26 protein-coding genes are annotated in these 26,006 nt (G+C 62.5%); 18 read left to right on the forward strand and 8 right to left on the reverse strand.

What is annotated here, in order from left to right:
* The first annotated feature begins 52 nt into the window (after nucleotides 1-52).
* From NCS03_RS26430 to NCS03_RS26450, 5 genes are all read left to right on the forward strand, one after another.
* Complete coding sequence (locus NCS03_RS26430; protein WP_008346584.1) at nucleotides 53-493, forward strand: curli assembly protein CsgF; 441 nt, start codon at nucleotides 53-55, stop codon at nucleotides 491-493.
* An 18-nt stretch (nucleotides 494-511) separates the two neighbouring features.
* Complete coding sequence (locus tag NCS03_RS26435) at nucleotides 512-1,444, forward strand: CsgG/HfaB family protein (RefSeq protein ID WP_250437661.1); 933 nt, start codon at nucleotides 512-514, stop codon at nucleotides 1,442-1,444.
* Between the two features lie 24 nt (nucleotides 1,445-1,468).
* Nucleotides 1,469-1,999, forward strand: coding sequence for a hypothetical protein (locus NCS03_RS26440; protein WP_008346589.1), 531 nt, complete (start codon nucleotides 1,469-1,471; stop codon nucleotides 1,997-1,999).
* A gap of 126 nt (nucleotides 2,000-2,125) precedes the next feature.
* Nucleotides 2,126-3,403 (forward strand): hypothetical protein, encoded by a 1,278-nt coding sequence (locus NCS03_RS26445; RefSeq protein ID WP_250530123.1) that lies wholly within the window; start codon nucleotides 2,126-2,128, stop codon nucleotides 3,401-3,403.
* Between the two features lie 326 nt (nucleotides 3,404-3,729).
* Nucleotides 3,730-3,960 (forward strand): hypothetical protein, encoded by a 231-nt coding sequence (locus NCS03_RS26450; protein WP_144403629.1) that lies wholly within the window; start codon nucleotides 3,730-3,732, stop codon nucleotides 3,958-3,960.
* Between the two features lie 83 nt (nucleotides 3,961-4,043).
* Here NCS03_RS26450 and NCS03_RS26455 read toward each other — a convergent pair whose 3' ends face one another.
* Both NCS03_RS26455 and NCS03_RS26460 read right to left on the reverse strand, forming a co-directional pair.
* Nucleotides 4,044-5,402, reverse strand: coding sequence for an epoxide hydrolase family protein (locus tag NCS03_RS26455; protein WP_250530124.1), 1,359 nt, complete (start codon nucleotides 5,400-5,402; stop codon nucleotides 4,044-4,046).
* Between the two features lie 274 nt (nucleotides 5,403-5,676).
* Complete coding sequence (locus NCS03_RS26460; protein ID WP_250441429.1) at nucleotides 5,677-6,018, reverse strand: YciI family protein; 342 nt, start codon at nucleotides 6,016-6,018, stop codon at nucleotides 5,677-5,679.
* A 402-nt stretch (nucleotides 6,019-6,420) separates the two neighbouring features.
* Here NCS03_RS26460 and NCS03_RS26465 point away from each other — a divergent pair, with 402 nt between their 5' ends.
* Complete coding sequence (locus NCS03_RS26465; protein ID WP_250530125.1) at nucleotides 6,421-8,631, forward strand: hypothetical protein; 2,211 nt, start codon at nucleotides 6,421-6,423, stop codon at nucleotides 8,629-8,631.
* A gap of 34 nt (nucleotides 8,632-8,665) precedes the next feature.
* On the opposite strand, the gene NCS03_RS26470 is transcribed toward NCS03_RS26465, so the two are convergent.
* Entirely contained in the window at nucleotides 8,666-8,998 is a 333-nt protein-coding gene (locus tag NCS03_RS26470; RefSeq protein ID WP_008346602.1) for a hypothetical protein, read from the reverse strand.
* Between the two features lie 211 nt (nucleotides 8,999-9,209).
* Here NCS03_RS26470 and NCS03_RS26475 point away from each other — a divergent pair, with 211 nt between their 5' ends.
* The 12 genes from NCS03_RS26475 (at nucleotide 9,210) to NCS03_RS26530 (ending at nucleotide 20,599) form a co-directional block, all read left to right on the forward strand.
* Complete coding sequence (locus NCS03_RS26475; RefSeq protein ID WP_250530126.1) at nucleotides 9,210-9,785, forward strand: isochorismatase family protein; 576 nt, start codon at nucleotides 9,210-9,212, stop codon at nucleotides 9,783-9,785.
* On the forward strand, nucleotides 9,782-10,759 hold the full coding sequence (locus tag NCS03_RS26480; protein ID WP_008346605.1) for a GlxA family transcriptional regulator: 978 nt from the start codon (nucleotides 9,782-9,784) through the stop codon (nucleotides 10,757-10,759). Before NCS03_RS26475 ends, NCS03_RS26480 begins: the two co-directional genes overlap by 4 nt.
* A 277-nt stretch (nucleotides 10,760-11,036) precedes the next feature.
* Entirely contained in the window at nucleotides 11,037-12,467 is a 1,431-nt protein-coding gene (gene leuC / locus NCS03_RS26485; RefSeq protein WP_250530127.1) for a 3-isopropylmalate dehydratase large subunit, read from the forward strand.
* A gap of 1 nt (nucleotide 12,468) precedes the next feature.
* Nucleotides 12,469-13,062: a 3-isopropylmalate dehydratase small subunit gene (gene leuD, locus NCS03_RS26490; RefSeq protein WP_250530128.1), complete on the forward strand. Its 594-nt coding sequence runs from the start codon at nucleotides 12,469-12,471 to the stop codon at nucleotides 13,060-13,062.
* Between the two features lie 39 nt (nucleotides 13,063-13,101).
* Nucleotides 13,102-14,172, forward strand: a complete 1,071-nt coding sequence (gene leuB / locus NCS03_RS26495; RefSeq protein ID WP_008346610.1) for a 3-isopropylmalate dehydrogenase — start codon at nucleotides 13,102-13,104, stop codon at nucleotides 14,170-14,172.
* Between the two features lie 107 nt (nucleotides 14,173-14,279).
* A complete protein-coding gene (locus tag NCS03_RS26500) occupies nucleotides 14,280-15,305 on the forward strand; it encodes an ABC transporter substrate-binding protein (RefSeq protein ID WP_008346612.1) in 1,026 nt (341 codons plus the stop codon).
* The gene (locus tag NCS03_RS26505; RefSeq protein WP_175980146.1) at nucleotides 15,302-16,156 is read left to right on the forward strand and encodes an ABC transporter ATP-binding protein; all 855 of its coding nucleotides are present in this window, start codon (nucleotides 15,302-15,304) and stop codon (nucleotides 16,154-16,156) included. The genes NCS03_RS26500 and NCS03_RS26505 overlap by 4 nt, the downstream gene beginning before the upstream one ends.
* Nucleotides 16,137-16,943: an ABC transporter permease gene (locus tag NCS03_RS26510; protein ID WP_008346615.1), complete on the forward strand. Its 807-nt coding sequence runs from the start codon at nucleotides 16,137-16,139 to the stop codon at nucleotides 16,941-16,943. Before NCS03_RS26505 ends, NCS03_RS26510 begins: the two co-directional genes overlap by 20 nt.
* A gap of 28 nt (nucleotides 16,944-16,971) precedes the next feature.
* The gene (locus NCS03_RS26515) at nucleotides 16,972-17,727 is read left to right on the forward strand and encodes an SDR family NAD(P)-dependent oxidoreductase (RefSeq protein ID WP_250530129.1); all 756 of its coding nucleotides are present in this window, start codon (nucleotides 16,972-16,974) and stop codon (nucleotides 17,725-17,727) included.
* Between the two features lie 13 nt (nucleotides 17,728-17,740).
* Complete coding sequence (locus tag NCS03_RS26520) at nucleotides 17,741-18,583, forward strand: fumarylacetoacetate hydrolase family protein (protein WP_175980145.1); 843 nt, start codon at nucleotides 17,741-17,743, stop codon at nucleotides 18,581-18,583.
* A gap of 50 nt (nucleotides 18,584-18,633) precedes the next feature.
* Nucleotides 18,634-19,659 carry an ABC transporter substrate-binding protein gene (locus NCS03_RS26525; protein WP_502801546.1) on the forward strand — a complete coding sequence of 342 codons (1,026 nt, stop codon included), beginning with the start codon at nucleotides 18,634-18,636 and terminating at the stop codon, nucleotides 19,657-19,659.
* Nucleotides 19,660-19,675: 16 nt separating this feature from the next.
* A complete protein-coding gene (locus NCS03_RS26530; RefSeq protein WP_250530130.1) occupies nucleotides 19,676-20,599 on the forward strand; it encodes an SMP-30/gluconolactonase/LRE family protein in 924 nt (307 codons plus the stop codon).
* Here the strand turns inward: NCS03_RS26530 and NCS03_RS26535 are convergent.
* The 5 genes from NCS03_RS26535 to NCS03_RS26555 form a co-directional block, all read right to left on the reverse strand.
* Entirely contained in the window at nucleotides 20,590-21,501 is a 912-nt protein-coding gene (locus tag NCS03_RS26535; RefSeq protein ID WP_008346626.1) for a LysR family transcriptional regulator, read from the reverse strand. The genes NCS03_RS26530 and NCS03_RS26535 overlap by 10 nt on opposite strands.
* 93 nt (nucleotides 21,502-21,594) lie before the next feature.
* Nucleotides 21,595-22,842, reverse strand: a complete 1,248-nt coding sequence (locus tag NCS03_RS26540) for an enolase C-terminal domain-like protein (RefSeq protein WP_250530131.1) — start codon at nucleotides 22,840-22,842, stop codon at nucleotides 21,595-21,597.
* Nucleotides 22,843-22,845: 3 nt separating this feature from the next.
* Nucleotides 22,846-24,165 (reverse strand): MFS transporter, encoded by a 1,320-nt coding sequence (locus tag NCS03_RS26545; protein WP_008346630.1) that lies wholly within the window; start codon nucleotides 24,163-24,165, stop codon nucleotides 22,846-22,848.
* A 13-nt stretch (nucleotides 24,166-24,178) separates the two neighbouring features.
* The gene (locus NCS03_RS26550) at nucleotides 24,179-24,946 is read right to left on the reverse strand and encodes an SDR family oxidoreductase (protein WP_250530132.1); all 768 of its coding nucleotides are present in this window, start codon (nucleotides 24,944-24,946) and stop codon (nucleotides 24,179-24,181) included.
* A gap of 100 nt (nucleotides 24,947-25,046) precedes the next feature.
* On the reverse strand, nucleotides 25,047-25,766 hold the full coding sequence (locus tag NCS03_RS26555; protein WP_250437669.1) for a FadR/GntR family transcriptional regulator: 720 nt from the start codon (nucleotides 25,764-25,766) through the stop codon (nucleotides 25,047-25,049).
* Nucleotides 25,767-26,006: the final 240 nt, after the last annotated feature.

Here is a 26,006-nt window from a genome sequence, read left to right on the forward strand (position 1 = left end):
CGCATCATAAGAAAATCGATGCAGTAAGGCCAAAAAATACGGGGAAACCGCAATGAAAACGAATGCGCTCTTGAAACGCGCGTTGCTCGCTTGCGCGCTTGCGATGCCGGTTATCGCCGCGCAAGCCACATCGCTTGTGTATGAACCGGTGAATCCGAACTTCGGCGGCAATCCGCTGAACGGGACGAATCTGCTCAACGAGGCGAACGCGCAGAACAAGTACAAGGATCCGTCGACGGAGAACCTCGGTACGAGCAGCCAGTCCACGCTCGACCAGTTCAACACGCAATTGCAGCAGGCGATTCTGTCGCGCGTCGCGTCGTCGATATCGAGCTCGATCGTCGGCACGGACGGCACGCTGCATCCCGGCACGATCAACACGGGCAACTTCTCGATTGCGATCACGCAAGTTACCGGCGGCAATCTGCAAGTGACGACGACCGACAAGACCACGGGTGCCTCGACGACCTTCGTCGTCGGCAACGGACAGTAACGCGAGCGCGCATACGACATGAACAAAGAAGCTATCACGACACTGGCGACGCGCGCGGCACTGGGCGCCACGCTCCTTGCAACGATGCTGTTGACCGGCTGCGTCACGACGCCGATGCCTTCGGCGGGCAACGCGACGCTCACGCCGCCGACGCGCGTGACGCGCGACCTCACGCACCTGCCGCCGCCGAAAGGGCGCATCGTCGCGGCCGTGTACGGTTTTCGCGATCTGACGGGCCAGTACAAGCCGTCGCCGGACAGCTCGTTCTCGTCGCAGGTGACGCAGGGCGGCGCTTCGTTTCTCGTGAAGGCGATGCGCGATTCCGGCTGGTTCACGCCCGTCGAGCGCGAAAACCTTCAGGACCTCCTGACCGAACGCAAGATCATGCGCGCGCTGGAAACGCCGGACGACAAAAAGAACGCGATACCGCAGATCGGCGCGCTCGCACCGGCGAGCATCGTGCTGGAAGGCGGCATCGTCGGTTACGACACGAACATTCGCACGGGCGGCGCGGGCATCGCGTATCTGGGTATTTCGGCATCCCAACAATATCGCGTGGATCAAGTGACGGTGAACCTGCGCGCCGTGGATATCCGCAACGGCACGATACTCAACAGCGTGTCGACGACCAAGACCATCTATTCGATTCAGGTCGATACCGGCGTGTATCGCTTCATCGGCTTCAAGGATCTGTTGCAGGCCGAAGCCGGCATGACGCGCAACGAGCCGCAGCAGCTGTGCGTGAACGAAGCGATCGAATCGGCGCTCGTGCATCTGATCGTGCAAGGCGTCGCGAACCAGTCGTGGGCGCTCAAGGACACGAAGGACTGGTACGACCCGACGATGCAGCGATATCTGCAGGAAAACCAGGGCTACGCGCAGACGATGGAAGACGTGAACCCGTCGTATAGCCCGGTGAGAATCGATCCGCCGAAGACCATCGGCAGTTAATCAGTCTCAGCGAAGGAGATCAGCATGAAAGCATCGCGTGCGCCAATGCGCGCATCGAAGGTCGCTGTGTGCGCGGCGCTCGGCGCGGTCGTCTCGCTCGCGGTGTATGCGGCGGACCTGTCGTCGGTCTCGGATTTCGGTCCGCCGGAACCGGGCTTCGGCGGCGCGACGCAAGTCGCTCGCGTGTCGCAACACGGCCAGGGTAATCGTCTCGACGCGATTCAGGCCGGACATAACGGCTTGATGGCCAATCAGATCGGCATCGCGAACGCGGCGGCGACGGCGCAGGCCGGCAACGACAACTGGACCGTGCTTCAGCAAAGCGGCGCCGCCAATCTTTACGCCGGATATCAGTCGGGTCAGTACAACCGGTCGATCGCGATGCAGAACGGCAGCGGTAACGAAGCAACGGTCACGCAGGTCGGGAATTCGATGTCGTCGTCGGTGACGCAGCTTGGCAACAACAACGAGATTTCGATCTTGCAGAGCAGGAACGGTTCAGGATTATCGGTTACGCAGACGGGCGGCGCCCGGGCTGCGGTTCTGATGAAGTAGGCAGGCGAGGAGACCACGCAGTACAGGTAGGTGTGTGAGTGTGCAGGGCCGGGCGTCAGCGGGGGTTGACGTCCGTTAGGGTTACGAATCTACGTGCAAAAAACATCAAGTCAACGAGGCATAAAAATGAAAGTGAAGGCAATCATCATCGCTATGGGTCTGGCAGCATTGGCATCGACGTCGGCTTTTGCAGCGTCGGTCGGCGAAGGCGCGATCGTCGAGCAGTACGGCAACGGCAACACTGCTGGCGTGACGCAGACGGCGTCCAGCCATGACCGCGTGAAGGTCCAGCAGAACGGCGACGGTTCGAGCGCGACCGTTACTTCGAGCAACGGCGGCGCCAACGTGACCGACATCCAGCAAAACGCGGCACGCGTTTCGGGCGAATCGCAGCTGAGCGCGACGCTCACGCAGCAGCAGGCGATCGGTGAAAAGACCACCATCAAGCAAACGGGCAGCAACAGCACGGTGAACGTGACGCAGACGGCTTCGTCGTACGACAAGGACACGGTCACGCAATTCGGCAAGAACGACTCGGCGACCATCAATCGCACCGGCTCGAGCTGGAACACGGTCAACATCGATCAAGGCACCGGCAAGACGGCAGGCGTGAGCGACGGCGCAAAAGCGACGGTCACGCAGACGACCACGATCGGCAACCGCGTCGACATCCTGCAAGGCAACAAGAACGGCATCGCGACCGTGACGCAGACGAATGGCGGCTACAACTCGGCTCGCATCGATCAGATCGGCGATCATAACGACGGCAAGATCGAGCAGGTTTCGGAAATCGGCGACAACGTGTCGATCAGGCAGGCCGACTTCGCCCGCGCGCAAGTGCATTCGGAAAACGGCGGCGGCAACACGACCACCATCGACCAGAGCGGCGCAGGCGCACCGCACTATGCGCAGGTGACGCAAGGCAACGCGACCAACGAAACGACGACGATCCTGCAAACCGGCTCGGCCTACAACACGGCATACGTCGATCAGTATCGCGAAGCCAACGATCACACGTATGTCGTTCAGGCGGGCGATCGCAACACGGCGGCCGTTCATCAGACGGATGGCGGCAGCAACCTGGCAGCCGCGGTGCAGGTCGGTTCGAACAACAACATGGATCTGACGCAACAAGGCGCGTTCGAATCGACGCTGCTGGCCGGTCAGGGCGGCGGCTTCAACGAAGCGAAGGGCAAGCAGTCGGGCTCGCACGAAGACATGACGCTGACGCAAGTCGGCTACTTCAACTCCGCGGATGCTTCGCAAACCGGTGCGTATAACACGGCTTCGATCGTCCAGATCGGCAACGCCAACTACGGCTCGGTGACTCAGAGCGGTATCGGCAATGCGGCTGCGATCACGCAGGGCGGTTCGTTCAACAAGGCTGTCGTCGTTCAGAAGTAAGGAACGCGGCGCAACGAATGGCGGTATGGCGGGCGGCGAGCGGTTCGAAAGTACCGCTCGCCGCTGTTTCATTCACGCGATGTCGCGAATCGGCCGATCGGTGCCATCGGCCGTACACGAGCCCAAAATTCTAGCCCGGCAATTCACGAGGAAGCTGACTGTATTCCGCCTGTTTCGATCTCGGCACCACTGACTTTTTGTCAAGTAATCATGTCGCTCATCCGAGGCGACAATAGATGCGTCGGCACTTGTGCGCCACGCAGGCGCTCGCCCGTTTCGCAGTCGAGACGCATCAGCGTCACAGCACAATCGCAAGGGGTCAAACGATGCTCACCTGCTTCGCAGTAAGCCATACCGATGACGACCAGCTCGTTCAATCCGCCGAGCATGAGATTCTTCAGGCGATTGCCGACGAAGCCGAAGTAAGTTTCGAGCCGGGCTTTGCGGGCAAGAGCTACCTGGACGTTCCGACCAATGCGGACGCACGCGAGGCAATGACTGCACGCCTGGAACAGAACGATATGTCCTTCAGCGTGGTTACGCGCATCGCTTATTAGGCGTGGATCACGAAGCGGGATGCGATCGCGGACATGCCGTCGACGCGCTGAACGTTCGTCTTGCGATGTGGCCCAGCACGCGCTCACGTGCGCAACGACCTCAACCCCGCACGCACTTCCCCGGCGAACAGGTCCGGCTGTTCCCACGCCGCGAAGTGTCCGCCCTTGTCGAGCCGGTTGTACCAGATGAGGTTGTGATAAGCGCGCTCCGTCCAGCTTCGCGGCGCCTGATAGTTCTCGCGCGGGAACACGCTCACGGCCGCGGGAACCGATACGTCGGCGGCCGCAAGGAAGTTGAAGTGCGATTCCCAGTAGAAGCGCGCGGACGAGACACCCGTGTTCGTCAGCCAGTAGAGCGTGATGTCGTCGAGAATGTCGTCTCGCGTCATCGCCCCTGATGATTCGCCGTTGACGTCGCGCCCGAACACCGCCGAAGTCAGCGCCGCCGCAGGCTGCACGTAGCCGTCGCCATGATCGAGCAGCCATGCGGCAAGACCTGTCGGCGAATCCGCGATGCCGTAGAGCGTTTGCGGGCGCGTGCCCATTTCCAGCGCGTACGCCCGGCGTTTTCTTGCGGCGCTGGCAAGCTGCTCGTACGCGTGCTTTTCTTCATCGTTGAGGCCCGCAGGTGGCGGATCGCCTGCCTGCAGCGCTTTGGCGATATCGGCGGGAACGGTCGCCGGGAAGTTGACGTGAATGCCGAGCAACTCGGGCGGCGCCTGCTTGCCCATCACGTTGGCGACCACGCCGCCGAGGTCGCCGCCTTGCGCCGCGAACTTGTCGTATCCGAGCCGCTTCATGAGCGTGACCCAGGCGCGTGCGGTGCGCTCGGGTCCCCAGCCGGTCGCCGTCGGCTTGCCCGAGAAGCCATAGCCCGGCAGCGACGGGATCACCAGATGAAACGCATCCGACGCACTCGCGCCGTGTGCCGTGGGATTGGTCAGCGGATCGATGATCTTGAATTGCTCGATCACCGATCCGGGCCATCCGTGCGTGACGATGAGCGGCATCGCGTTCTCGTGCTTCGAGCGAACGTGGATGAAGTGGATGTCCAGCCCGTCGATCTCGGTGATGAAATTCGGATAGCCGTTCAGTTTCGCCTCGCACTTGCGCCAGTCGTAGTCCGTGGACCAGTGGCGCGCGAGTTCCTGCATCATCGCGAGCGGCACGCCTTGCGATTCGTCGGAAACGGTCTCGCGCTCGGGCCAGCGCGTTGCCTTGATGCGGCGGCGCAGATCGGTGAGTTGCGCTTCGGGAACATGCACGCGAAGCGGACGAATCGCTTCCTTGTCGATATTCGCGGTCTTCGCGACTGAGACGATCGATGAGTTCGGTTCAGCAAACGCGAGCTTGTTCAGCGATGCCGCTGCGATACCGGCCGCCGCAACCTCGACGAAGCGGCGGCGCGACGGCGACTTGGGAAGCGTCTTGTTATATGACATGAGAACTCCTGATGAAGGCAAAGCTATTTCGGCGGCTGACTCCGTCACGCGTACTGCGCTTCGAACACGATCGTTCGGCTCGGATCGCGTTGCATACGTAATACGTCGAATCCCGCTGCTGGCGCGGCTCACTGCTGCGCGATGGACGTATTGAAGCGCGCCGACGTATCCCGTGCGTGTCGAAATCGAGGCGTTGTGTAATCGCGCGTATCCGCAGCCGCCGCCGATACGTTGCGATACAAGGTGGCGGCAGTCGTCGACTTGGTTGAGCGTGTCAGCTCTCCGGGTCGTACCCGAACTCGCGGAGTTCCTGCGCACAGCGGCAGGCTTTGGCGATGTCAGCGGCCCATTGGACGGCCGCTTCGCGCGATGGAAGTTCCAGCACACAGAAGCCGCCGTCGAACTCTTTCGTCTGCGGATACGTCCCGTTCGTGACGGTGCCGTCGGCGGCGACCATCTGCGGCGTCACGTTCCCATTGATACCGCCGCCGAACACATAGACGCCCGCTTCCTTCGCCTCTCTGATGACCGCGCGTGCCGCTTCGCCGACCGCGTCGATGTCTTCATCGGAGACGTTCATCGCCGATGCAGGGAAGGAGATTAGGTACTTCGTCATCGTTCGATCCTCCGGGTGTGAGTCGGCCTCCCGCGTCGAAAGGCCACTGGAACGGCGCGAAAAAAGAATAAAAATCGCATCGAAAGATTACTAGGCTTTCAATCGGGCCGAGCGAACGCGTCTTACCTAAGGTGCCGATAAAAACGCGCGCTGCAAGGTAAGCGGACGATCTTCGCAATGCGGCCCTCAAAAAACCGTTGCGCCCATTCTGACCAAGAACGCGAATCATGGGCGCCGTATCACGGCGCGTCCCTTCGATCGAGGCTGTATTTCTTCGGCATCCCGATCACTGCGAGCTGACCTGATAGCGCGCAGACGACGAGCGTGTTCAACACGCGCTTCCTGAAGACCCCTTACTCAATGGCCTTCCAGGAAATCCCTATCTCTTCAAAGGAGGTTGAAATGGCCGGTGATATCAACATTCGTGAACGTGTCGTGATCTTGCCCGAGACAGGCGCATTCGCCGAGGCGCGGCGTCATCCCGAATCCACATCGAGCCGCCGTGTCGTGCATGTCTACGGTTCCCGCGTGATCGTGATGGAGGAATCGGCGGAACCCGCCGCAAAGGCGCTGGCGTACGAATCGCTGCAGGCATCCGCGATGGTGGTCGACTCGCTGTCGGCGACGGAGCAGTTGGGCTACAACGCGTTCGCCTTGCGCGAATCGAGCGCGTATCGGACCGCGAAGTCATCGCGTCCGCGCGAGGGCGAATCGTGGGATTCCAGCGAGGAAATGCAGTATTCGTGTACGCCGCCCGAAGACTCCAGGGAGCGCGCCGAAAGGGCGATGGCGCAGGCGGGCGCGCCGACGAGCCAGCGTCTGACCGGCTCGGTCGCGGTGGGAATCGTGATCGTGGAAGGACCGAACGACAATCTCAAGTTTTCGCAGGACGAGCGTACGAAGGTCGTCGCCGAAGTGCAGAACGGACTGAGCTGGCTGGCGACGCAAAACCCGGAAGGCTTGACCTTCAAGTACGACATCAAGATCGTCGCGGTGGAGGTGCAGCCCGGCGCGGACACGCTGACATTCGATGAAAAAGAGACGCTGTGGCGCGATCCCGCGATGACGCAGCTCGGCTACGGCACGGGCATGGGCGCGGTGACGGCGTACATCGAAAAGCTGCGCACCGATCTCGGCACCGACTGGACGTATTGCGGCTTCTTCACCAAGTATCCGCTCGGGCATTTTGCTTATGCGTCGATCGGCGGCCCGCGTCTCGTGATGAACTACGACAACGATGGATGGGGCCCCGACAACATCGACCGCGTATTCGCGCACGAAAGCGGGCACATTTTCGGCGCGCCGGACGAATACGCGGCGAGCGGCTGCAACTGCGGCGGATCGTGGGGCGTGTACTTCAAACCGAACGCCAACTGCGCGAATTGCGCGCCAGGGGGCGGCGTCGATTGTCTGATGAAGGGCAACACCTGGAACATGTGCGTGCACACGCCGTTCCATCTCGGCTTTCCGCTCGTTACACAGACCTACACCGGCGTATGGCGGCAGGGCAACGACGCGCACTATCTGTGGGTCAACGCATCGTGGAACAGTTTCGTCGCGAAATGGCAGCAACTCGCGGAGCAGAATCTGCGTCTCGCCGATCTCAAGATCACGCGCGAGAACGGTTCCGAGCGATTCCACGGCGTCTGGCGCGAGGGCACGGGCGGCTATTACCTTTGGGTCAACGCGAATCAGGCGGACTTCATCACCAAATGGCAGGAGCTGGGCGCCCAGGGGTTGAGGCTCGTCGATCTCGAAGTGCAGAACGTCAACGGCACGCTGCTGTATTCGGGCGTCTGGCTGCCCGGCGACGATGGTTACTATCTCTGGATCAACGCCGACTGGAACAGCTTTGTCGCGAAGTGGCAGCAGCTCGCGGATCAGAACCTTCGTCTCATCGATCTCAAGATCGTCGATGTGGGCAACGAGCAGCGCTTCTTCGGCGTGTGGCGGCAGGGCACGGGCGGTCATTATCTCTGGGTCAATGCGGACTGGAACAACTTCGTCGCGAAGTGGCAGGAGCTCGCCCAGCAGAATCTGCGTCTCGTCGATATCGAGATCACGCAGTCCGCGCAAGGTCAGCGCTTCTCGGGCGTCTGGCTGCCCGGCGCGGATGCGTACTACCTGTGGTCCGGCGCCGACTGGCAGCACTTCGTCGCGAAATGGGAAGAGGTATCGGCGCAAGGCATGCGGCTCGTCGATCTCGACGTAGTGCCGGGCTCCGGCGCGCAGAGTCCGACGCCATCATCGGTCGCGGCTTCTTACGGCGGCATGGCGAGCGCATCGGCATCGGCGTTCGATTCTTACGAGGATGGCAAGGGCGGTCCCGGCGCAGCCACGCTGGCAGGGGAAGCGGGCTATGGAATGGGGAGCGTGAACGGCGAGGGCACGGCGGTATCGGCCCCGGATTCGGGCAGGCTCGCGGGCGTCGGCGGCGGTTCGTCGAACGGCGGCGGCCTCGCGTCGACTTTGACCGCGACCAGCACCCCTACCGCCGGCGGCGGCAACGCGTTCGGCGGCGGATACTTCGGCGGCAGTCCGCAACCCGGCGATGCGCCCGCGCCGCAACCGGAACTCACGATGGAAGCACTCGGAGGCGGATCGGTTTCCTGAGCGCGATGGGCTAGGGGTCCACGCGGCCGATGCGTCACCGCTTCGGATCGGGCGGTTGCATCGGCGGCGTGTCCCAGTCGAGCTGATCGCCACGGCGCGTCTTGACCTGGCCGAGCCGCGACATCCATGCATCGACAAAAAGCGCTTCGGTATCGTCGAGCCCGTTCGACTGCTTCACCGACGATTCCGCGTGCGTCAGCACGCTGGCGACGCCGTGCATCGACGCGATGCGTGGAACGGCCGAAGCATCCGCGGTGCTCACGTATACGCGGTTCGAGATGGATTGCGTCGGCGGGGCGGCGCGCATGACGGCATCGCGCTCGGCGGCCGATATGGATAGCTGGAGAATGACGAGGACTTCGACCATGACACGTTGCTCCCGCGCGCGATGCGCGTAGCCAAGTGTAGGGCGGGCCGCATCCGGTCGCAACGCAGCGGCATGGATACTCGCGATGCTGCCCGACGAACTTATGGGCTCGTGATGGCGGATTTTGTCCGCAAAGATGACGCGTAATGCTCTTTCCTGCGCGGTTGGCGGGGCATTATGATGATTGCACGTTCAATCATCGAGGCCAAAAATGACCGCTGACCAACGCCGTTCCGCTCTCGTCATCATCGACGTTCAGGAATCGTTTCGCCACATGCCCGACTGGTCCGACACGGATCTGCCGGCTTTCAAGGAAGCCGTACTGCGCCTCGACCGCGGCGCGCGCGAAGCCGGCGTTCCGGTGGTTCATATCTTCCATGTCGGCAAGGCCGGACCGTTCAAGAAGGAATCGGGCTTCGTGAAGCCGCTGGACTGGTTGCCCGCTTCGCCCGATGTCGTCTTCGAGAAACACACGCACAACGCGTTCACCGATACCGGCCTGGACCTGTGGCTGCGCCGGCGCCAGATCGATCATCTGGTGATCGCGGGCATCCGCACCGAACAGTGCTGCGAGACGACGACGCGAGTCGCCTCGGACATCGGCTATACCGTCGACTACGTGACCGAGGCTACCCTCACGTTTCCGATGACTCACGCCATCAGCGGCCGCGTCTACTCGACGTCCGAGATCAAGGCGCATACGGAACTCGTGCTGCAGGGACGCTTCGCGCGCATCGCCACAACCGACGACGCGCTCGCTGCGTGGCGCACGGCAAAAGCTGCATGATTCCGCCGATATCCGTATGGTTCGTGCTGACGCCGCCCGTGCTGATGCTCGACTATGCCGGCCCGGCCGAGGCGATGCGAATGGCGGCCGAAGCCGGCGGGCCTTTCGCGCTGCATCACTGCGGCCCGCTCGAGCGCGCGGCGACGTCGCTCGGCACCTTCATCGACGGTATCGAACCGTTGCCCGACAGGCTGCCGCGGAACAGTCTCGTCATGGTCGTCGGCAGCACGGAGTCGCCGGAGCCGGGCACGAACGCGCCGTTCGATACGGTCGCGCAGTGGCTTCGATGCGCCCCGGCCGAAGACACGCGCATCGCCAGCATCTGTTCCGGCGCGCTCCTGCTTGCGCGCGCGGGGCTGCTTGCGGGACGGCGCTGCACCACGCACTTCGGACTCGTCGATGAACTCGCGCGCGCGGAACCGACCGCGCGCGTGCAATACGACTGCCTGTTCGTCGATGACGGCGACGTGCTGACGAGCGCCGGAATCACCGCGGGTATCGACCTGTCGCTGTATCTGATCGAGCACTATGCGGGAGCCGAGCGCGCCGCCGATATCGCACGCCGTCAGGTGGTCTATCAGCGCCGTGCAGGCGACGACGTGCAGCTTTCGCCGTGGCTTGCGCATCGGAATCACATGCATCCGGCGGTGCATCGCGCGCAGGATGCCATCGCGCAAAACCCTGCGCGCGACTGGAGCGTCGCCGAACTCGCGCGTGCCGCGCATGTGAGCCAGCGGCATCTGAGCCGCCTGTTTGCGGAGCACGCGGGCGTCACCGTACTGGAGTATCAGCAGAGTCTGCGGGTGGCGAGCGCGCAGCGCTTGCTCGCGCAGTCGGACTACAACATCGAGCGCGTGGCGGAGGAATCCGGTTTCGCATCCGTCCGGGATTTTCGGCGCGTGTGGCGGCGGTATCACGACGTGTCGCCCGCGCGGTTTCGCAGCGGTTCGGAGCTCGAATCTTCTGTCGACTGAACGCATCGGAACCCGCCGCCGGGCATGTCTCGCCGCTTCCCGTCTGCCGTTTTGCCGCTGTCCACAGTCGGAATCTGGCAAGCATGGAGCCGGGGCTGCACCTCGACTATCGCGTCGTCCACCGCAGGGGCCGCCCCGGCATCGCGTTTCACGATGGTGCCTTGCCGAAATAGCACGTACAACGCAGTGCGTCTGGCGCATGATGCTCTCACAACACCGACCCGCCGAGCGTACGCAAGCGTTCGCAAACGGCGCATTCACGGAGTGAGACGAAGCGATGCAACTCGAACAAGGAGCGGGTCGCCCGCGCACGCTTTACGACAAGATCTGGGACCGTCACCGGGTCATGTCGCGTGACGACGGACAGGATCTGTTGTTCATCGACCGCCATTTCATTCACGACGTCACCGCGCAGTCCTTCGATCTGTTGCGTCAGCGCGGCCTGACGCCACGCTCCCCCGAGCGCATCTTCGGCACGGCGGATCACTACGTTTCCAGCGTCGCAAACGACCTGTCCGCGGTGGCCGACCCGGAGCGGCGCGGCATGATTCAGGCGCTTCAGCGCGACGCCGCCGAGTCTAGGATCACGCTGTTCGACATGGACGATTCCCGTCGCGGCATCGTTCACGTGGTCGGGCCCGAGCAAGGGTTGAGCTTGCCCGGCATGACCGTCGTCTGCGCCGACAGCCACACATCGACACATGGGGCGATGGGCGCGCTTGCTTTCGGAATCGGCGCGACCGAGGTGGCTCACGTGCTCGCCACGCAATGCCTGTGGCAACGCAAGTCGGGCAACATGCGCGTCACACTCGACGGCAGCCCGGGCACGGGCGTCACCGCCAAGGACCTGATTCTCGCCGTGATCGCCCGGATCGGCGTGGCCGGCGCCGTGGGCCACGTCATCGAGTACGCGGGCTCCGCGATCTCCGGCCTGTCGATGGAAGGCCGGCTGACGCTCTGCAACATGACCATCGAAGCTGGCGGGCGAGCAGGCATGATCGCACCGGACGAAACCACGTTCGCGTACATCGCGGGGCGTCCCTACGCACCCGATGGCGATGCGTGGGACCGCGCGATGTCGCAATGGCGCGACTTGTTCACCGATCCCGGCGCGGCCTTCGATCGGGAAATACACATCGACGTCTCGGACATCGCCCCGATGGTCACGTGGGGCACGACGCCCGAATACGCCTGCGGCATCGACGGACGCGTTCCCGATCCCGCGCGACAAGCCGACCCGGATCGACGCGCGGCGATGTCGAAAGCGCTGAACTACATGGGGTTGCCTCCGAACGCGGCGCTGGAAGGCGTGGCGATCGACAGGGTGTTCATCGGATCGTGCACGAACGGGCGCATAGAGGATTTGCGCAGCGCGGCGGAGGTGGCGCGCGGCCGTCGCATCGCATCTCGCGTCGAGGCGTGGGTCGTGCCGGGCTCGCACGAGGTACGGGCTCAGGCCGAGGCGGAAGGACTGGACCGCGTGTTCAAGGAAGCCGGTTTTCAGTGGCGTTATCCCGGCTGCTCGATGTGCCTTGCAACCAACGGCGATATCGCCGCGCCCGGGCAGCGTTGCGCTTCCACTTCGAATCGCAATTTCGTGGGCCGTCAGGGACCTGGGGTGCGCACGCATCTGATGAGTCCGGCCATGGCTGCTGCCGCTGCCGTGACAGGGCGTCTGACCGATGTGCGCCGTCTCCTGGGAGCATGAAATGGAAAGCCTGATTCACCTCGATGGGGTCGCCGTCCCGATCGCCGGCATCGATTGCGATACGGACCAGATCCTGCCCGCGCGCTTCCTGCAAAAACCCCGCTCCGACGATTTCGGCCAGTTCCTCTTTCGTGCGCTGCGCTTCGGTCCGGATGGCGCCGAGAAGCCTGAGTTCGTGCTCAACCAGGCGTCGTTTCGCGAGGCGCGCATCGTGGTGGCGAACCACAACTTCGGTTGCGGCTCTTCGCGGGAGCACGCGGTCTGGGCGCTGTATGACTACGGAATCCGGGCGGTGATCGCCCCGAGCTTCGGCGATATCTTCTTCATCAACTGCCTGAAGAACGGGCTGCTTCCGATCGTGCTGCCGGAGAGCGTCGTGCTTCCGCTCCTGGAAAGCCTCGGCAGCAGGGCAGTCAGCCGGATCTCCATTGACGTGCCCGCGCAGACCGTGACGTTACCCGATGGCGCTTCGCATCCTTTCGATATGGAGCCCTTCGCGAAGGAATGCCTGCTGCGCGGCATGGACGAGATCGATTACACGCTTTCGCATCGAGACCGCATCGATGCATTCGAGCGCAATCGTGCCGATGCCTAGTGAGGCGCGCGCTTTCCAAAACGACCTGGAGGAGTTCAGATGAAGATTGCAGTCATGCCCGGTGATGGCATCGGTCCGGAAGTAGTGGCGCAGGCGCTCAAGGTGCTGCAAGTCGTGGCACCCCATGCAGAGACCCAGGAGGCGCATATCGGCGAGGCCGGCATCCGGGCGCACGGCGTGCCCCTTCCGCAGCCCACGCTCGACGTGGCGCGCAAGGCCGACGCCATCCTGTTCGGTGCGGTAGGCGTCGCGGACGAAGCAGGGATACCCCGCGAGCGTCGTCCCGGAACGGGTCTCCTGCAGTTGCGCGAAGCGCTCACGCTGTACGCGAACTTCCGTCCGGCCTATATGTTCCCGGAACTGATCGGCGCTTCGACCTTGCGGCCGGAAGTCGTCGATGGACTCGACATCGTGATCGTTCGCGAGCTGAACGGCGATGCCTATTTCGGTCAGCCGCGCGGCTTCGAGACCAACGAGGCAGGCGAGCGCGTCGGCTTCAACACGATGCGCTATTCGGAATCGGAAGTCGAACGCGTCGCGCACGCGGCTTTCCGCGCCGCTCGTCGACGTCACCACAAGCTGTGCTCGGTGGACAAGGCCAACGTGCTGGAGGCGAGTCAATTGTGGCGCGAAACTGTCACGCGCGTCGGGCGGGACTATCCGGACGTCGAACTGAGCCATCTCTTCGTCGACGCCGCCGCCATGATGCTGATGCGCCGGCCCAAGCAGTTCGATGTCATCGTCACGGGCAACTTGTTCGGCGATATTCTGTCGGACGCCGCGGCCATGCTGACCGGATCGATCGGCATGCTGCCGTCGGCTTCGCTGGGCTACGACCGCAAAGGGCTGTACGAGCCCGTGCATGGGTCGGCGCCGGACATTGCAGGCAAGGACATCGCCAATCCGCTTGCTGCCATCCTGTCGCTCGCGATGATGCTGCGCGAGAGCTTCGAGATGGAAGACGCCGCCGAGCGCGTCGAACAGGCCGTGCGGGCCGTGCTGTCCGCCGGCTACAGAACCGCCGATATCCATCAGGAAGGTACGCAAAGCGTCGGCACCCGTGACATGGGCGATGCAGTGGTCGAAGCCTTGCAGAAAGAAGTCGTTTAGGGCGGATCGCGGCCTGGACCGGCTGGCAGCGCGGCGTCACGATCACGCAAGGCCAGCCTTGCAGGGCAGTTTTCGCACCCACATCCCTTGAAAGGGAGGAGACAACCATGAAGCTGAAACTCGCAGTTGCACTGTGCGCAGCCGTGGGACTCGTTTGCGCATCGGCCACGGCAGTGGCGAAGGACACGCCTGAGAAGCCCGAGCTGCACATCGCGGCGGCGTCGACGGGCATCACATACCTGCCGATGCTCGTCGCCAAGCAGCGCGGCTATTTCAAGGACGAGGGGCTCGACGTAACCATCGCCGCATTCTCGGGCGGCTCGAAGACGCTGGAGGCCTTGTTGGGCGGCAGCTCCGATATGGTGGCGGGCGCGTACTCGAACACGATCACCATGGCGACGAAGGGTCAGCACCTCGTCGTGGTGGCCGCACAAGTGATTTGCCCGGGATGGATCTTCGGCGTATCGCAGAAACACGAGACCGACGTCAAGTCGCCCAAAGATTTGAAGGGCATGCGAATCGGCGTGAGCGCGCCAGGCTCCAGCACGCACATGGCGGTCAACTACATCCTGCACAAGGCGGGGCTGCAGCCTTCGGACGTATCGATCATCGGGGTAGGGCAGGCGGCCGGCGCCGTTGCGGCGGTGCGTGCGGGGCAAATCGATGCGCTTATCGTCAACGATCCCAGTGCCACGATCCTGACGAAAGACGGCAGCCTGAGACCGCTCGAGAACATGCGTACGGCGGACGGCAACGTGAAGGTGTTCGGGGCGGACTATCCCGAGTCGAGCGTATTCGCGACGCAGGACTTCATCGACAAGAATCCGAAGACGGTTCAGGCAGTCGCCAATGCGATCGTGCGCGCGGAAAAGTGGATCGCCACGGCGACGCCGCAACAGGTCGCCGACAACGTGCCGCCGCAGTTTCTGGGCGACAACAAGGCGCTCTACGCCGAGGCCTTCACGAACAGCCGACGCTGCATCGCGCAGAACGGGGAAATCACGGCCAAGGGCGCCCAAACGGTGCATGAAGTGCTTGCGGCCTTCGACCCGGCGGTGGCCTCGGCCAAGATCGACCTCGCCACGACCTACGACAATCGATTTGTCAGAAAGGCGGCAGAGGTCCAGCCATGAGCACCGCCGCGTATAGCGTCCCGCTCGACAGCGGACAGGCGGAAGCGCGCGAAGCGTTACGCTTCGACAACGTGACCTGCACTTTTGCCGGCAACGGCAAGAGAGCGCAGACCTACACCGCGGTTTCCGGCGGAAGCCTGACGATACGAGACGGCGAGTTCGTCTCGATCGTCGGTCCTACGGGTTGCGGCAAGTCGACACTGTTGAACGTCGCCGCCGGGCTTACCCGGCCTTCGTCGGGCAGCCTGAGCGTGTTCGGCAAGAAACTGACTCACGGTCTCAACACGCAGGCCGCCTACCTGTTCCAGGTCGATGCGCTCATGCCGTGGAAGACCGCCGAAGAGAACATTGCCATCGGCCTGATCTTTCGCGGGATGCCGCGCGAGGAAGCCTTGAGCGTCGCCCGCGGCTGGCTCGAGCGAGTAGGGCTGCAAGGTCATGGGAAGAAATATCCGCATCAGATGTCGGGCGGCATGCGCAAGCGGGCCGGTCTCGCGCAAGCCCTGGCGCTCAATCCCCGCATCATTCTGATGGACGAACCGTTCAGCGCGCTCGATATCCAGACTCGTCATCTGATGGAAAACGAGCTGTTACGGCTGTGGTCGAACGACCGCAAGTCCGTGATGTTCGTGACTCACGATCTCGAAGAGGCGATCTCGCTTTCCGACCGGGTCATCGTGCTATCGGCGGGACCGGGTACACGACCTATCGCTGAGTTCGAGATCGATCTCGAGCGGCCGCGCGAGATGTCGGAGATCCGCATGACGCAGCGTTTCCTTCAACTGCACACCCAGATATGGGACGTGCTTAGAGGCGAGGTTCTGAAAAGCTATGCGCGCAATCGAGTTTAGTCCAGGCAATCGCTTCACCGTTCTGGCGACGCGGCTCGCAATCCTGCTCGGCGTCCTGTTCATCTGGTGGCTCGGCACGTATCAGAAATGGCTGTCGCCGTTCTTCTTCGGCGATCCGGTAGGCGTGGCGCGTCGCATCGTCGAGTGGTTCGTCACGGGCTCGGTGTTTCGCCATCTGTACACGACGCTGCTCGAAACGATGCTTGCGTTCGCAATCGGCACGGTTCTGGGTTTGGGATGCGGTCTCTGGCTTGCCCTTAGCCCGTTTCTGGCGGTCGTGTTCGATCCGTTCATCAAAGCGATGAACTCCATGCCGCGCCTGATTTTCGCGCCGATTTTCGCGCTTTGGTTCGGGCTGGGCATCTGGTCGAAAGTCGCCTTGGGCGTGACGCTCGTCTTCTTCGTGGTCTTTTTCAACGTGTTCCAGGGTGTGCGCGAAGTGAGCCCGACCGTGCTCTCCAATACGCGGATGCTCGGGGCGAACTCGCGTCAACTGATGAGGCATGTGTATCTGCCATCGGCGACGAGCTGGGTGTTTTCGAGCCTGCACAACGCGATCGGCATCGCGTTCGTCGGCAGCGTGGTGGGCGAGTATCTGGGCTCGGAGAAAGGCGTTGGCTATCTGATTCTGCTGGCCGAAGGCGTGTTCGATATCAACTCGGTCATCGCGGGGATTCTGGTGCTGACCGTGTTCGCGCTAGTGCTCGATACGGCCGTATCGATGATCGAAGACTATCTGCTGCGCTGGCGCCCCGTGGCCGGACAGACCGTTGCCGCCAGCGCGTGAATGCGCGATCCAACCTGAAGGGACTAAATTGCAGACGAACACAATCAATCTGGCGGACCGCGTCGCTGTCGTGACGGGCGGCGCCCAAGGCATCGGTCTCGAAGTCGGCCGCCGGCTGCTCGAGTCCGGTGCGCGACTCGTGGTCTGGGACGTGAATCCTGCTGGCATCGAGCAGGCCCGTACTCAACTGCGCCGGCACGACGTTCACTTCGAGCGCGTCGACATTGCCGATTACGCGAGCGTGCAAGCGGCTGTCGCGGCGACGCTGGAATCGATGGGACGTATCGATATCCTCGTCAACAACGCGGCGATCGTCGGCCCGAATGCGGCTCTGATCGACTATCCGATCGATATCTGGAAGCAGGTCATGGAGATCGACGTGAACGGCACGTTCCATTGCTGCCGTGCGGTGGTCCCGGAAATGGTCCGTCAGAACTACGGCCGTATCGTCAATCTCGCTTCGGTCGCCGGCAAGGAAGGCAATCCGAATGCGGCGGCCTACAGCTCGGCGAAGGCCGCGGTCATCGCAATGACGAAGTCGCTGGGAAAGGAGCTGGCACGTCACGACATCGCGGTCAATTGCGTGACACCGGCCGTTGCGCGCACGCCCGGCGCGATGGAGCAGGCGCCGGAGCATATCGAGTACATGCTGGGCAAGATTCCGCGGGGCCGTTTCCTCGAACTGAATGAAGCCGCCGCCATGATCGCGTGGCTCGTCAGCGAAGAAAATTCCTTCACCACCGGAGCGGTTTTCGATCTGTCCGGCGGGCGCGCCACCTACTGAAGCGAGCATACATATGAAGCTGTTGCGCTACGGTTCACCGGGCGAAGAGAAGCCGGGCCTTCTCGATGCCGATGGACATATCCGTGACCTGTCGAACCATGTTGCCGATATCGCCGGCGACGCTCTGCTGCCGGATAGCCTCGCACGCCTGAAAGCGCTGGACATTGCGTCGTTGCCGCGCGTGGAAGGCAATCCGCGTCTGGGCCCCTGCGTGGGCGGCACGCGCAAGTTCATCTGCATCGGCCTGAATTATTCCGACCACGCAGCGGAAACCGGCGCCACGGTGCCGCCGGAGCCGATCATCTTCATGAAGGCCACGAGTGCGATCGTCGGTCCGAACGACTCGATCGAGATTCCGCGCGACTCGCTCAAGACCGATTGGGAAGTCGAGTTGGGCGTGGTCATCGGCAAGACGGCCAAGTATGTCGGCGAGGCCGATGCGATGAACCATGTCGCGGGCTATTGCGTCATCAACGATGTGTCCGAGCGCGCGTTTCAGGCGGAGCGTCAGGGCCAATGGACCAAGGGCAAGTCGGCGGATACGTTCGGTCCGACCGGGCCCTGGCTCGTCACCGCGGACGAAATTCCCGACCCGCAGACGCTGCCGATGTGGCTGGAAGTCAACGGACATCGCTATCAGAACGGCAGTACGGTCACCATGGTGTATGGCGTGCGATATCTGGTTTCATACCTGTCGCAGTTCATGTCATTGCAGCCGGGCGACATTATTTCCACGGGCACGCCGCCCGGAGTCGGCCTGGGGCAGAAGCCTCCGGTCTATCTGAAGGCGGGCGATATCGTGACGCTAGGCATCGAGGGCCTCGGGCAGCAGCGCCAGAACGTCGTGCAGGGTTGAACGCTTCGTGGCACGGTCGCGCGAGAAATATTCGACGGAGACAAACTATCGTGACAGCGCTTTGGCGTCAGGTTTCCATTGCATTGGCAATCTTCGCTGCCGTCTCGACTGCATCGGCCGCGAGCGGCGCGCCTGTGCCGGAGAAGCCGAAGCTGCATCTGGCGGCGGCGGGCGTCGGCTTTCCTTACCTGCCGTTCGTCATTGCGGACAGCCGGGGCTACTTCAAACAGGCCGGGCTGGATGTCGAGATCGGCGTGTTCAGCGGAGGCGCCAAGGCTCTGCAGGCGATGATGGGCGGAAGTGCCGACATCGTGGCAGGCGCCTACTCCAATACGATAACCATGGCCGCCAAGGGGCAGAAGCTGGTCTCGTTCGTGACGCTGGCCTCGTGCCCCGGATGGGTGTTCGGTGCGACGCGCGCGAGCCACGACAAGGTCAAGACTTATGCGGACCTGAAAGGCATGCGTATCGGCGTGAGTTCGCCCGGATCGAGCTTTCATATGGGCGTGAACTATCTGCTGAGCAAGTCCGGCTTGAAGCCCGGCGACGTGTCGATCATCGGCGTGGGTTCATCTGCCGGAGCGATCGCTGCGGCGCGCAGCGGTCAGATCGACGCGTTGATGAGCAACGACCCGGTCGCCACCGTTCTGCAGGGCAGCGGCGATCTGTTTCCGTTGGCCGTGATGCGAGACCCGGCCGGCACGCGCGCGACACTGGGCGGCGACTATCCGGAAGCGGCCATGTACACGACGAGAGATTTTCTCGTCAAGTATCCGAATACCGTGCAAGCGGTGACGAATGCGATCGTCGAGGCCGAGCGCTGGATGGCGCATGCAACGCCCGAACAGGTCGCCGCCACCGTACCGCAGCAATATGCGCTGGCCGAAAAGGATGTCTTCGCTCGTGCGTACGCCAACATGCGAAGCTGCATTTCGCGCGACGGCCTGATGACGGACGCCGCCGCGCATACCGTACACGATGTCCTGACCGCATTCGATCCCGAAATCGGCAAAGCATCGATCGACCTGAAGACCACATACGACAACCGTTTCGTCGAGAATGCGGACAAGCGTTGAACCGAGGAGACCAGACATGGAGAGCGACATCCGCATCCTGGCGGAGGGCCTGATGTTCCCCGAGGGACCGGTGGCGATGGCCGATGGCTCGGTCGTGCTGGTCGAAATCGAGCGCGAGACGATCAGCCGCGTATCCGTCGACGGCAGCGTGAGCGTCGTTGCGGAAACAGGCGGAGGGCCGAACGGTCTCGCTGTGGGTCCGGACGGCGCTTTCTACATCTGCAACAACGGGGGATTCCTGTTCCGTACCGTTGCGGGGCTCAATCGCACTCGGCCGGGTATCCATCCAGGCTATACGAGTGGGCGGATCGAACGGTTCGACCCGCGCACGGGCACGCTGACGACGCTCTACGAGCGCTGCGGCGATCATCCGCTGTGCGGGCCGAACGACATCGTGTTCGACCACGAAGGCGGCTTTTACTTCACTGATTTCGGCAAGAACCGGCTGCGCGATCGCGATCACGCGGGTCTTTATTACGCGCGAGCCGACGGGTCGATGATCGTCGAAGTCGCGTATCCGCTTACTACCGCGAACGGCGTCGGTCTGTCGCCCGACGATCGCGTGGTCTACGTCGCCGAAACAGAAACGGCGCGCTTATGGGCGTTCGACCTGGAGGAACCCGGCCGGGCGCGCAAGCATCCGTATCCATCGCCGCACGGCGGACGTCTCGTGTGCGGGCTTCCGGGCTACCAGCGATTCGACAGCCTGGCCGTGGACGCGGCAGGAAACATTTGCGTAGCGACGCTCGTCACGGGTTGCATCACCGTGGTCGCGCCGACCGGCGAGGTGATGCGGCAAGTCATGGTCCCCGACGGCATGGTGACGAACATCTGCTTCGGAGGCGCCGACATGAAGACAGCGTATGTCACGATGTCCGGCACCGGGCGTCTGGGTGCGCTGTCGTGGCCGGAACCCGGATTGAGGCTAGCTTATTCGTGATTGCCGGGCTGCTGCTGCGCGCTTGCGAGCAGGTGTTTGAGGAAGAGCTGGACGGGTGCGGGAAGTGACTCTGCCTCACGCACGCAGATTTTCCAGTGCCGCTCGGCCCACGGTTCGTCCAGCAGGACAGCAACCAGCGGCGCCGAGCTGACGTAGCGCTCGGCGTGATGCTCGGGCACGAGTCCCACGCCAAGGCGCGCTTCGACCATGCTGCGCACCGGCTCGAAGCCATTGACCCGGATAGACAGCTTGAGCGGATGGTCGAGGTCTGCCGCCGCGCGCAACACCAGCGAATTCAGATAGCTTCCTTCCTGAGGCCCCACGAGCGGATATCGCGCCACCTCGCGAAACTTGAGACGGCCGGCACGGCCCAGCGGATGATCGGGCGGCATGATGACCACGAGGCGGTCGCTTCGGTACGGATAGACCTGCAGGCCGGCAGTTACCGTGGTGCCGCCGAATACGCCGATATCGGCAGTGTTTTCGGAAACGGCGCGCACGACAGCAGGGCTCAGGCTCTCCTGAAGGTCGATGCGCAAAGCTGGATGGAGATCCAGGAAATCGCGGATATCCTTGGCGATGTACTGGACGATGGTGGAGAGGCTGGCGTGTAGCCGGATCTGACCGCGAACGCCTTCCGCGTGGTCGAGCAATTCGCTTTCCATCTGCTGGATGTCGCGCAGAAGCGTCCGTGCGTGTTGCAGCAGTGCTGCCGCCGCGACGGTCAATTCCAGCCCCTTGTTGCTACGCACGAACAACGCCGTCTTGAGGATGTCTTCGAGCTGCGACATGCGCTTGCTGAGCGCCGAAGCCGCGATGTTTTCGAATTCCGCAGCCCGCGCGATGCTCCCGTGTTCGCAGACGGCGACGAAAAGCTTCAGCGATTGGAGGTCGAAGCGCAAGTGAATCTCCGGGGACGCGATCGCTCGCGCCGCGACGTTTTCATGACGCGAGAATAGCCATGGAGCCGGCAGGAAGTCAATCGAGCGCAGCCGTCAGGGTGTCTGCAACCCGCCGTCCATCAAGCGCGTCTGCGTCCATAGCGTGACGTTACGCTCGCACGGATACTTCGCCGCTTCACGCTCATCGAGATCGACGCCCAAGCCCGGCTTTTCGTTGGCATGAACGAAGCCGTTGCGAAACTGAGGAAGTCCCGGGAACACATCGAGCAGTGCCTCACGCGGACCTTTCAGTTCCTGAATCACGAAGTTCGGCGGCTCGGTGCCCGACCATTCCTGCACGCCGAAATTACGCGATGCAAGGTCGATATGAATGTTCGCTGCGTGCGCGAGCGGCGACATGTCGCCCGGACCATGCCAGGCCGTCCGCACGCCGAATTGCTCGGCGAAGATCTGCAGTTTTCGCGCCGCGGTGATGCCGCCGATCTGACTCAGATGCACGCGAATGAAGTCGATCAACCGCTCCGTAATCAGAAAGCGCCATTCATACGGATTGTTGAATAGCTCGCCTTGCGCCAGCGGCGTCGTGGTTTTCTCGCGCAACTGGCGCATCCATTCGCCTTCTTCGAGCGCCATCGCATCTTCGAGAAAGAACAACTCGAAAGGCTCGAGCTCGCGCGCGAAGCGAATCGCCTCCACCGGCTTCAGACGCTCATGCACGTCGTGGCACAACGCGACATCGAAGCCGATCTTGCTGCGGATGCCATCGAACAGCTTGAGCGTGTCGCGAATGTACTTGCGGCTGTCGAGGTAAATGCCGTCCGCAGCGCCTTCCGGCGCATTCGATGGCGCGCGGCCGAATGCGCCGCCGCCGTATCCGCCGCTTTGACAGCGAACATGCGTGATGCCCTGCTCGCGATATCGCTGAATGTTGTCGCAGAGTTCGTTGAGATCGCGGCCATCCGCATGACGATAGATCGGCACGCCTTCGCGCACCTTGCCGCCGAACAACTGATACAGCGGCATGTTCGCCTGCTTGCCCTTGATGTCCCACAACGCCATATCGATGCCCGAGATCGCGTTGTTTTCGATCGGTCCATTGCGCCAGTACGCGTTCTGATGCATCAATTGCCAGAGCTCTTCGATCGCCTCGGCATCGCGCCCGATCAGCAAGGGCCGCAAGTAATCTTCGATCAGGCACTTGACCGCGAGATGCCGGTACGCGAAGGTCGCGCAGCCGAGCCCATACAAGCCGGGCTGATTCGTCTCGACCCTGACGACGATGAGATTGATGCCTTCAGGCGCGGTCAGGATGACCTTGACGTCGGTGATGAGCGTTGCCATGAGTTATTTCACGAGAAGAGAAGTCACGGAATCGGACTTGCTGCCCGTGCCTCCCTTGGGTGTCGAGCGCTGGCCGGTCTGCGCGGGCACCAGCATCATGAGGACGACCGACGCGAGCAGCGCCGCGGCCATGAACACATACGATGCGGAAGGACTGCCCGTCGCACCGTTCAGATAGCCGACGAGCCACGCGCCGAGGAAGGCGCCGAGCGCACCGCACGCGTTGATGAGACCGATCGCGCCGCCGAGCACATTGCTCGGAATCAGCTCGGGGACGAGCGCGAAGAACGGTCCGTAAGGCGCGTACATCGTGGCGCCCGCGATCACGAGCAACGTGAACGACAGCCAGAAATTCGACGTGCCGACGAGATACGAACCCACGAACGCGACCGTGCCGATCAACAATAACGGCCACACGAAGAGCTTTCGATTGCGCGTTTTATCGGACAGATACGATGCGAGCAGCATCAAAACGATGGCCGCGAGATACGGCACGGCGGAGAGCCAGCCGACCGAGACGATATCGATCGTTTTCGACGCCGACTTCAGAATCGACGGCAGCCACATGATGAAGCCGTATACGCCGATACTCCACAACGCGTGAATGGCGCAGCACTTGAGCACGATGGACGAACGGAACGCCGCCTTGTAGTCCCGCACCGGCGCGATATGCGCCTGCTCGGACTTGAGGATGGCATCGAAATCGGCTTTCTCCTTGTCGCTCATCCAAGGGGCATCGGCGGGACGATCCTTTACCGTGAACCACCACACGATGGCCCACAGAATCGCGGGCACGCCTTCGATCACGAACATTTCGCGCCAGCCGAAGTTGCGAATGAGATAGCCCGACACGATCGACATCCACAACACCGTGACCGGATTGCCGAGAATGAGGAACGTATTCGCGCGCGAGCGTTCCGTGCGCGTGAACCATCGGCTGATGTACATGAGCATGGACGGCATCACCGCCGCTTCGACGATGCCGAGGATGAAGCGCAGCGCCATCAACGTCGGAATGTTGCTCACCATGCCGGTCGCGGCGGCGCATAGGCCCCACAAGATGAGGCTCGCGAAGATCAGCTTCTTGACGCTGTTCTTCTGTGCGTAGATCGCGCCGGGCACTTGAAACAGGCAGTATCCGAGGAAGAACAGCGAGCCGATCAGCGACGAGGTCGCCGACGTGATGCCCAGATCCTTGTCGATGCCCGCGGCCGCCGCAAAGCCGTAGTTCGCGCGATCCAGATAAGCGAGGCTGTACGTGATGAAGATGATCGGCATGAGATGCCACCATCTTTGCGGTGCGACCGTTTTGATGTTGTCCATGATGTCTCCGATGTCAGAGTACGGCGAGCCAGCCGCCATCGACGTAAATGATTTGCCCGTTCACATAGCTCGATGCAGACGACGCGAGGTACACCGCCGTACCGACGAGCTCTTCGGGCTTGCCCCAGCGTTGCGACGGATTGCTGTTCTTGACCCACCGGTCGAAGTCCGCGTTATCCACGAGCGCCTGGTTCATGTCCGTCAGGATGTAGCCGGGGCCGATCGCGTTCGCCTGAATATCGAATGACGCCCATTCGGCGCTCATGGCGCGCGTGAGCATCTTGATGCCGCCTTTTGCGGCCGTGTAAGGCGCAACGGTCGCGCGCGCGCCTTCGCTCGTAAGCGAACCGATGTTGATGATCTTGCCGCCGCGCTTGCGCTCGATCATGCGACGCGCGGCTTCCTTCGCGACGATGAATGCGCTCGTCAGATTGGTATCGATCACGCGTTGCCAGTCGGCGAGCGCGAGCTCGATCATCGGCTTGCGGAACTGAATGCCCGCGTTATTCACGACGATATCCACTTCGATGCCCTCCGCATCCCACGCGGCGAACGCAGCGGCAACCGACGCTTCATCGGTGACGTCGAATGCGCGGCCGCGTGCGTCGAAGCCTTGTGCCTGCAGACGGCCGACAGCGGCATCGACGGTTTCGGCTTTCGTGCCGTTGACGATAACGCGCGCACCCGCCCTCGCCAGTCCTTCCACAAGCGCGTAGCCAATGCCGCGTGCCGAACCCGTGACGAGGGCCGTTCGGCCATTGAGATCGAACAACTTGTTCATGCGTGTTCCTTATGTGATGCGGTCGAAACGTCGACGCGAGCGCGTCCGCGCAGCCTCTTTGGCGAGGCTGCGTTCCTGGTTGCCAAACGATGATGTATTGCTATGAAGGCGTGTCGTTCACGGTGCGGGCAAGCGCCGCGCGATCGTCGAAGTCCTTTTCCGCGCGTTCGATCAGCGTGAGCACGGCTTGCTCCGCCGCATGTGCATCGCCTTGTTCGATCGCGATGCACAACGCTTCGTGCATCGGCAGCGAGCGGGCGGGGCCGCCCTCGATCTCCGAGCTCAACTCAAAGCTCGTGCGCAGAATTGCGGAGAGCGCGTTTTGCATCTGCTGAACAAACTGGTTGTGGCATGCCGTGAGAATCGCACCGTGGAACGCGAGGTCCGCCGGCACGTATTCGCCTTGTCCTGCAACGGCGCGCTCCATCGCCTTGAATGCGCGACGCAACGCGATGCGGTCCTCGGGCGTCGCGCGCTTCGCCGCGAGCTTCGCGGCATTCGGTTCGATGATCGTGCGCAGTTCCATCAGGTCGCGGATGAGGTCGTCATCGACCACGCCCGAACGTGCGCGCCAGGTGATGACGTCGGGATCGAACAACTGCCAGTGCGAGCGCGGCAACACGATCGTGCCGTGACGGCGCCGCACCTGCAGCATGCCCTTCGCGGACAGCGACTTCATCGTCTCGCGAATCGTGATGCGGCTCACCTGCATGAGTTCGGCGAGTTCGCCTTCGGCCGGCAGGATGTCGCCGGGCGCGAATTTGCCCGCGCAGATCTGTTCGCCCATTTGATTGAGGACTTGCCTGTGCAAGGTCGGCATTCAGCTCCCTCTAGATCATACGTATGATTTGGAAGTTAGCAGACGATCTTTCATCGGAACAATCGGGGTTGACCCGGTGCAAGTGCATTGCCGGACGCGGGCATCAAACCTTGATATAGGTCGGCTCAACCATTCGGCGGGGCAGTCAACCTTTTGTACGGCTAGGCGGGCCGTTTCCGTTTCTTTAACGTTGAGTCATCGCTGTGCCGGTCCTCGGCACGCCGTCAGATCCAAGCAAGA

Source organism: Caballeronia sp. ATUFL_F1_KS4A (assembly GCF_023630905.1).
Classification (GTDB): domain Bacteria; phylum Pseudomonadota; class Gammaproteobacteria; order Burkholderiales; family Burkholderiaceae; genus Caballeronia; species Caballeronia zhejiangensis.

Coding starts and splice junctions, on each gene's coding strand:
- NCS03_RS26455 (WP_250530124.1), bottom strand. CDS start 5,402: ATGTCATATAACAAGACGCTTCCCAAGTCGCCGTCGCGCCGCCGCTTC.
- NCS03_RS26440 (WP_008346589.1), top strand. CDS start 1,469: ATGAAAGCATCGCGTGCGCCAATGCGCGCATCGAAGGTCGCTGTGTGC.
- NCS03_RS26445 (WP_250530123.1), top strand. CDS start 2,126: ATGAAAGTGAAGGCAATCATCATCGCTATGGGTCTGGCAGCATTGGCA.
- NCS03_RS26470 (WP_008346602.1), bottom strand. CDS start 8,998: ATGGTCGAAGTCCTCGTCATTCTCCAGCTATCCATATCGGCCGCCGAG.
- NCS03_RS26465 (WP_250530125.1), top strand. CDS start 6,421: ATGGCCGGTGATATCAACATTCGTGAACGTGTCGTGATCTTGCCCGAG.
- leuC (WP_250530127.1), top strand. CDS start 11,037: ATGCAACTCGAACAAGGAGCGGGTCGCCCGCGCACGCTTTACGACAAG.
- NCS03_RS26450 (WP_144403629.1), top strand. CDS start 3,730: ATGCTCACCTGCTTCGCAGTAAGCCATACCGATGACGACCAGCTCGTT.
- NCS03_RS26545 (WP_008346630.1), bottom strand. CDS start 24,165: ATGGACAACATCAAAACGGTCGCACCGCAAAGATGGTGGCATCTCATG.
- NCS03_RS26480 (WP_008346605.1), top strand. CDS start 9,782: ATGATTCCGCCGATATCCGTATGGTTCGTGCTGACGCCGCCCGTGCTG.
- NCS03_RS26510 (WP_008346615.1), top strand. CDS start 16,137: ATGCGCGCAATCGAGTTTAGTCCAGGCAATCGCTTCACCGTTCTGGCG.
- NCS03_RS26540 (WP_250530131.1), bottom strand. CDS start 22,842: ATGGCAACGCTCATCACCGACGTCAAGGTCATCCTGACCGCGCCTGAA.
- NCS03_RS26430 (WP_008346584.1), top strand. CDS start 53: ATGAAAACGAATGCGCTCTTGAAACGCGCGTTGCTCGCTTGCGCGCTT.
- NCS03_RS26530 (WP_250530130.1), top strand. CDS start 19,676: ATGGAGAGCGACATCCGCATCCTGGCGGAGGGCCTGATGTTCCCCGAG.
- leuD (WP_250530128.1), top strand. CDS start 12,469: ATGGAAAGCCTGATTCACCTCGATGGGGTCGCCGTCCCGATCGCCGGC.
- NCS03_RS26435 (WP_250437661.1), top strand. CDS start 512: ATGAACAAAGAAGCTATCACGACACTGGCGACGCGCGCGGCACTGGGC.
- NCS03_RS26460 (WP_250441429.1), bottom strand. CDS start 6,018: ATGACGAAGTACCTAATCTCCTTCCCTGCATCGGCGATGAACGTCTCC.
- NCS03_RS26505 (WP_175980146.1), top strand. CDS start 15,302: ATGAGCACCGCCGCGTATAGCGTCCCGCTCGACAGCGGACAGGCGGAA.
- NCS03_RS26555 (WP_250437669.1), bottom strand. CDS start 25,766: ATGCCGACCTTGCACAGGCAAGTCCTCAATCAAATGGGCGAACAGATC.
- NCS03_RS26550 (WP_250530132.1), bottom strand. CDS start 24,946: ATGAACAAGTTGTTCGATCTCAATGGCCGAACGGCCCTCGTCACGGGT.
- NCS03_RS26475 (WP_250530126.1), top strand. CDS start 9,210: ATGACCGCTGACCAACGCCGTTCCGCTCTCGTCATCATCGACGTTCAG.
- leuB (WP_008346610.1), top strand. CDS start 13,102: ATGAAGATTGCAGTCATGCCCGGTGATGGCATCGGTCCGGAAGTAGTG.
- NCS03_RS26500 (WP_008346612.1), top strand. CDS start 14,280: ATGAAGCTGAAACTCGCAGTTGCACTGTGCGCAGCCGTGGGACTCGTT.
- NCS03_RS26520 (WP_175980145.1), top strand. CDS start 17,741: ATGAAGCTGTTGCGCTACGGTTCACCGGGCGAAGAGAAGCCGGGCCTT.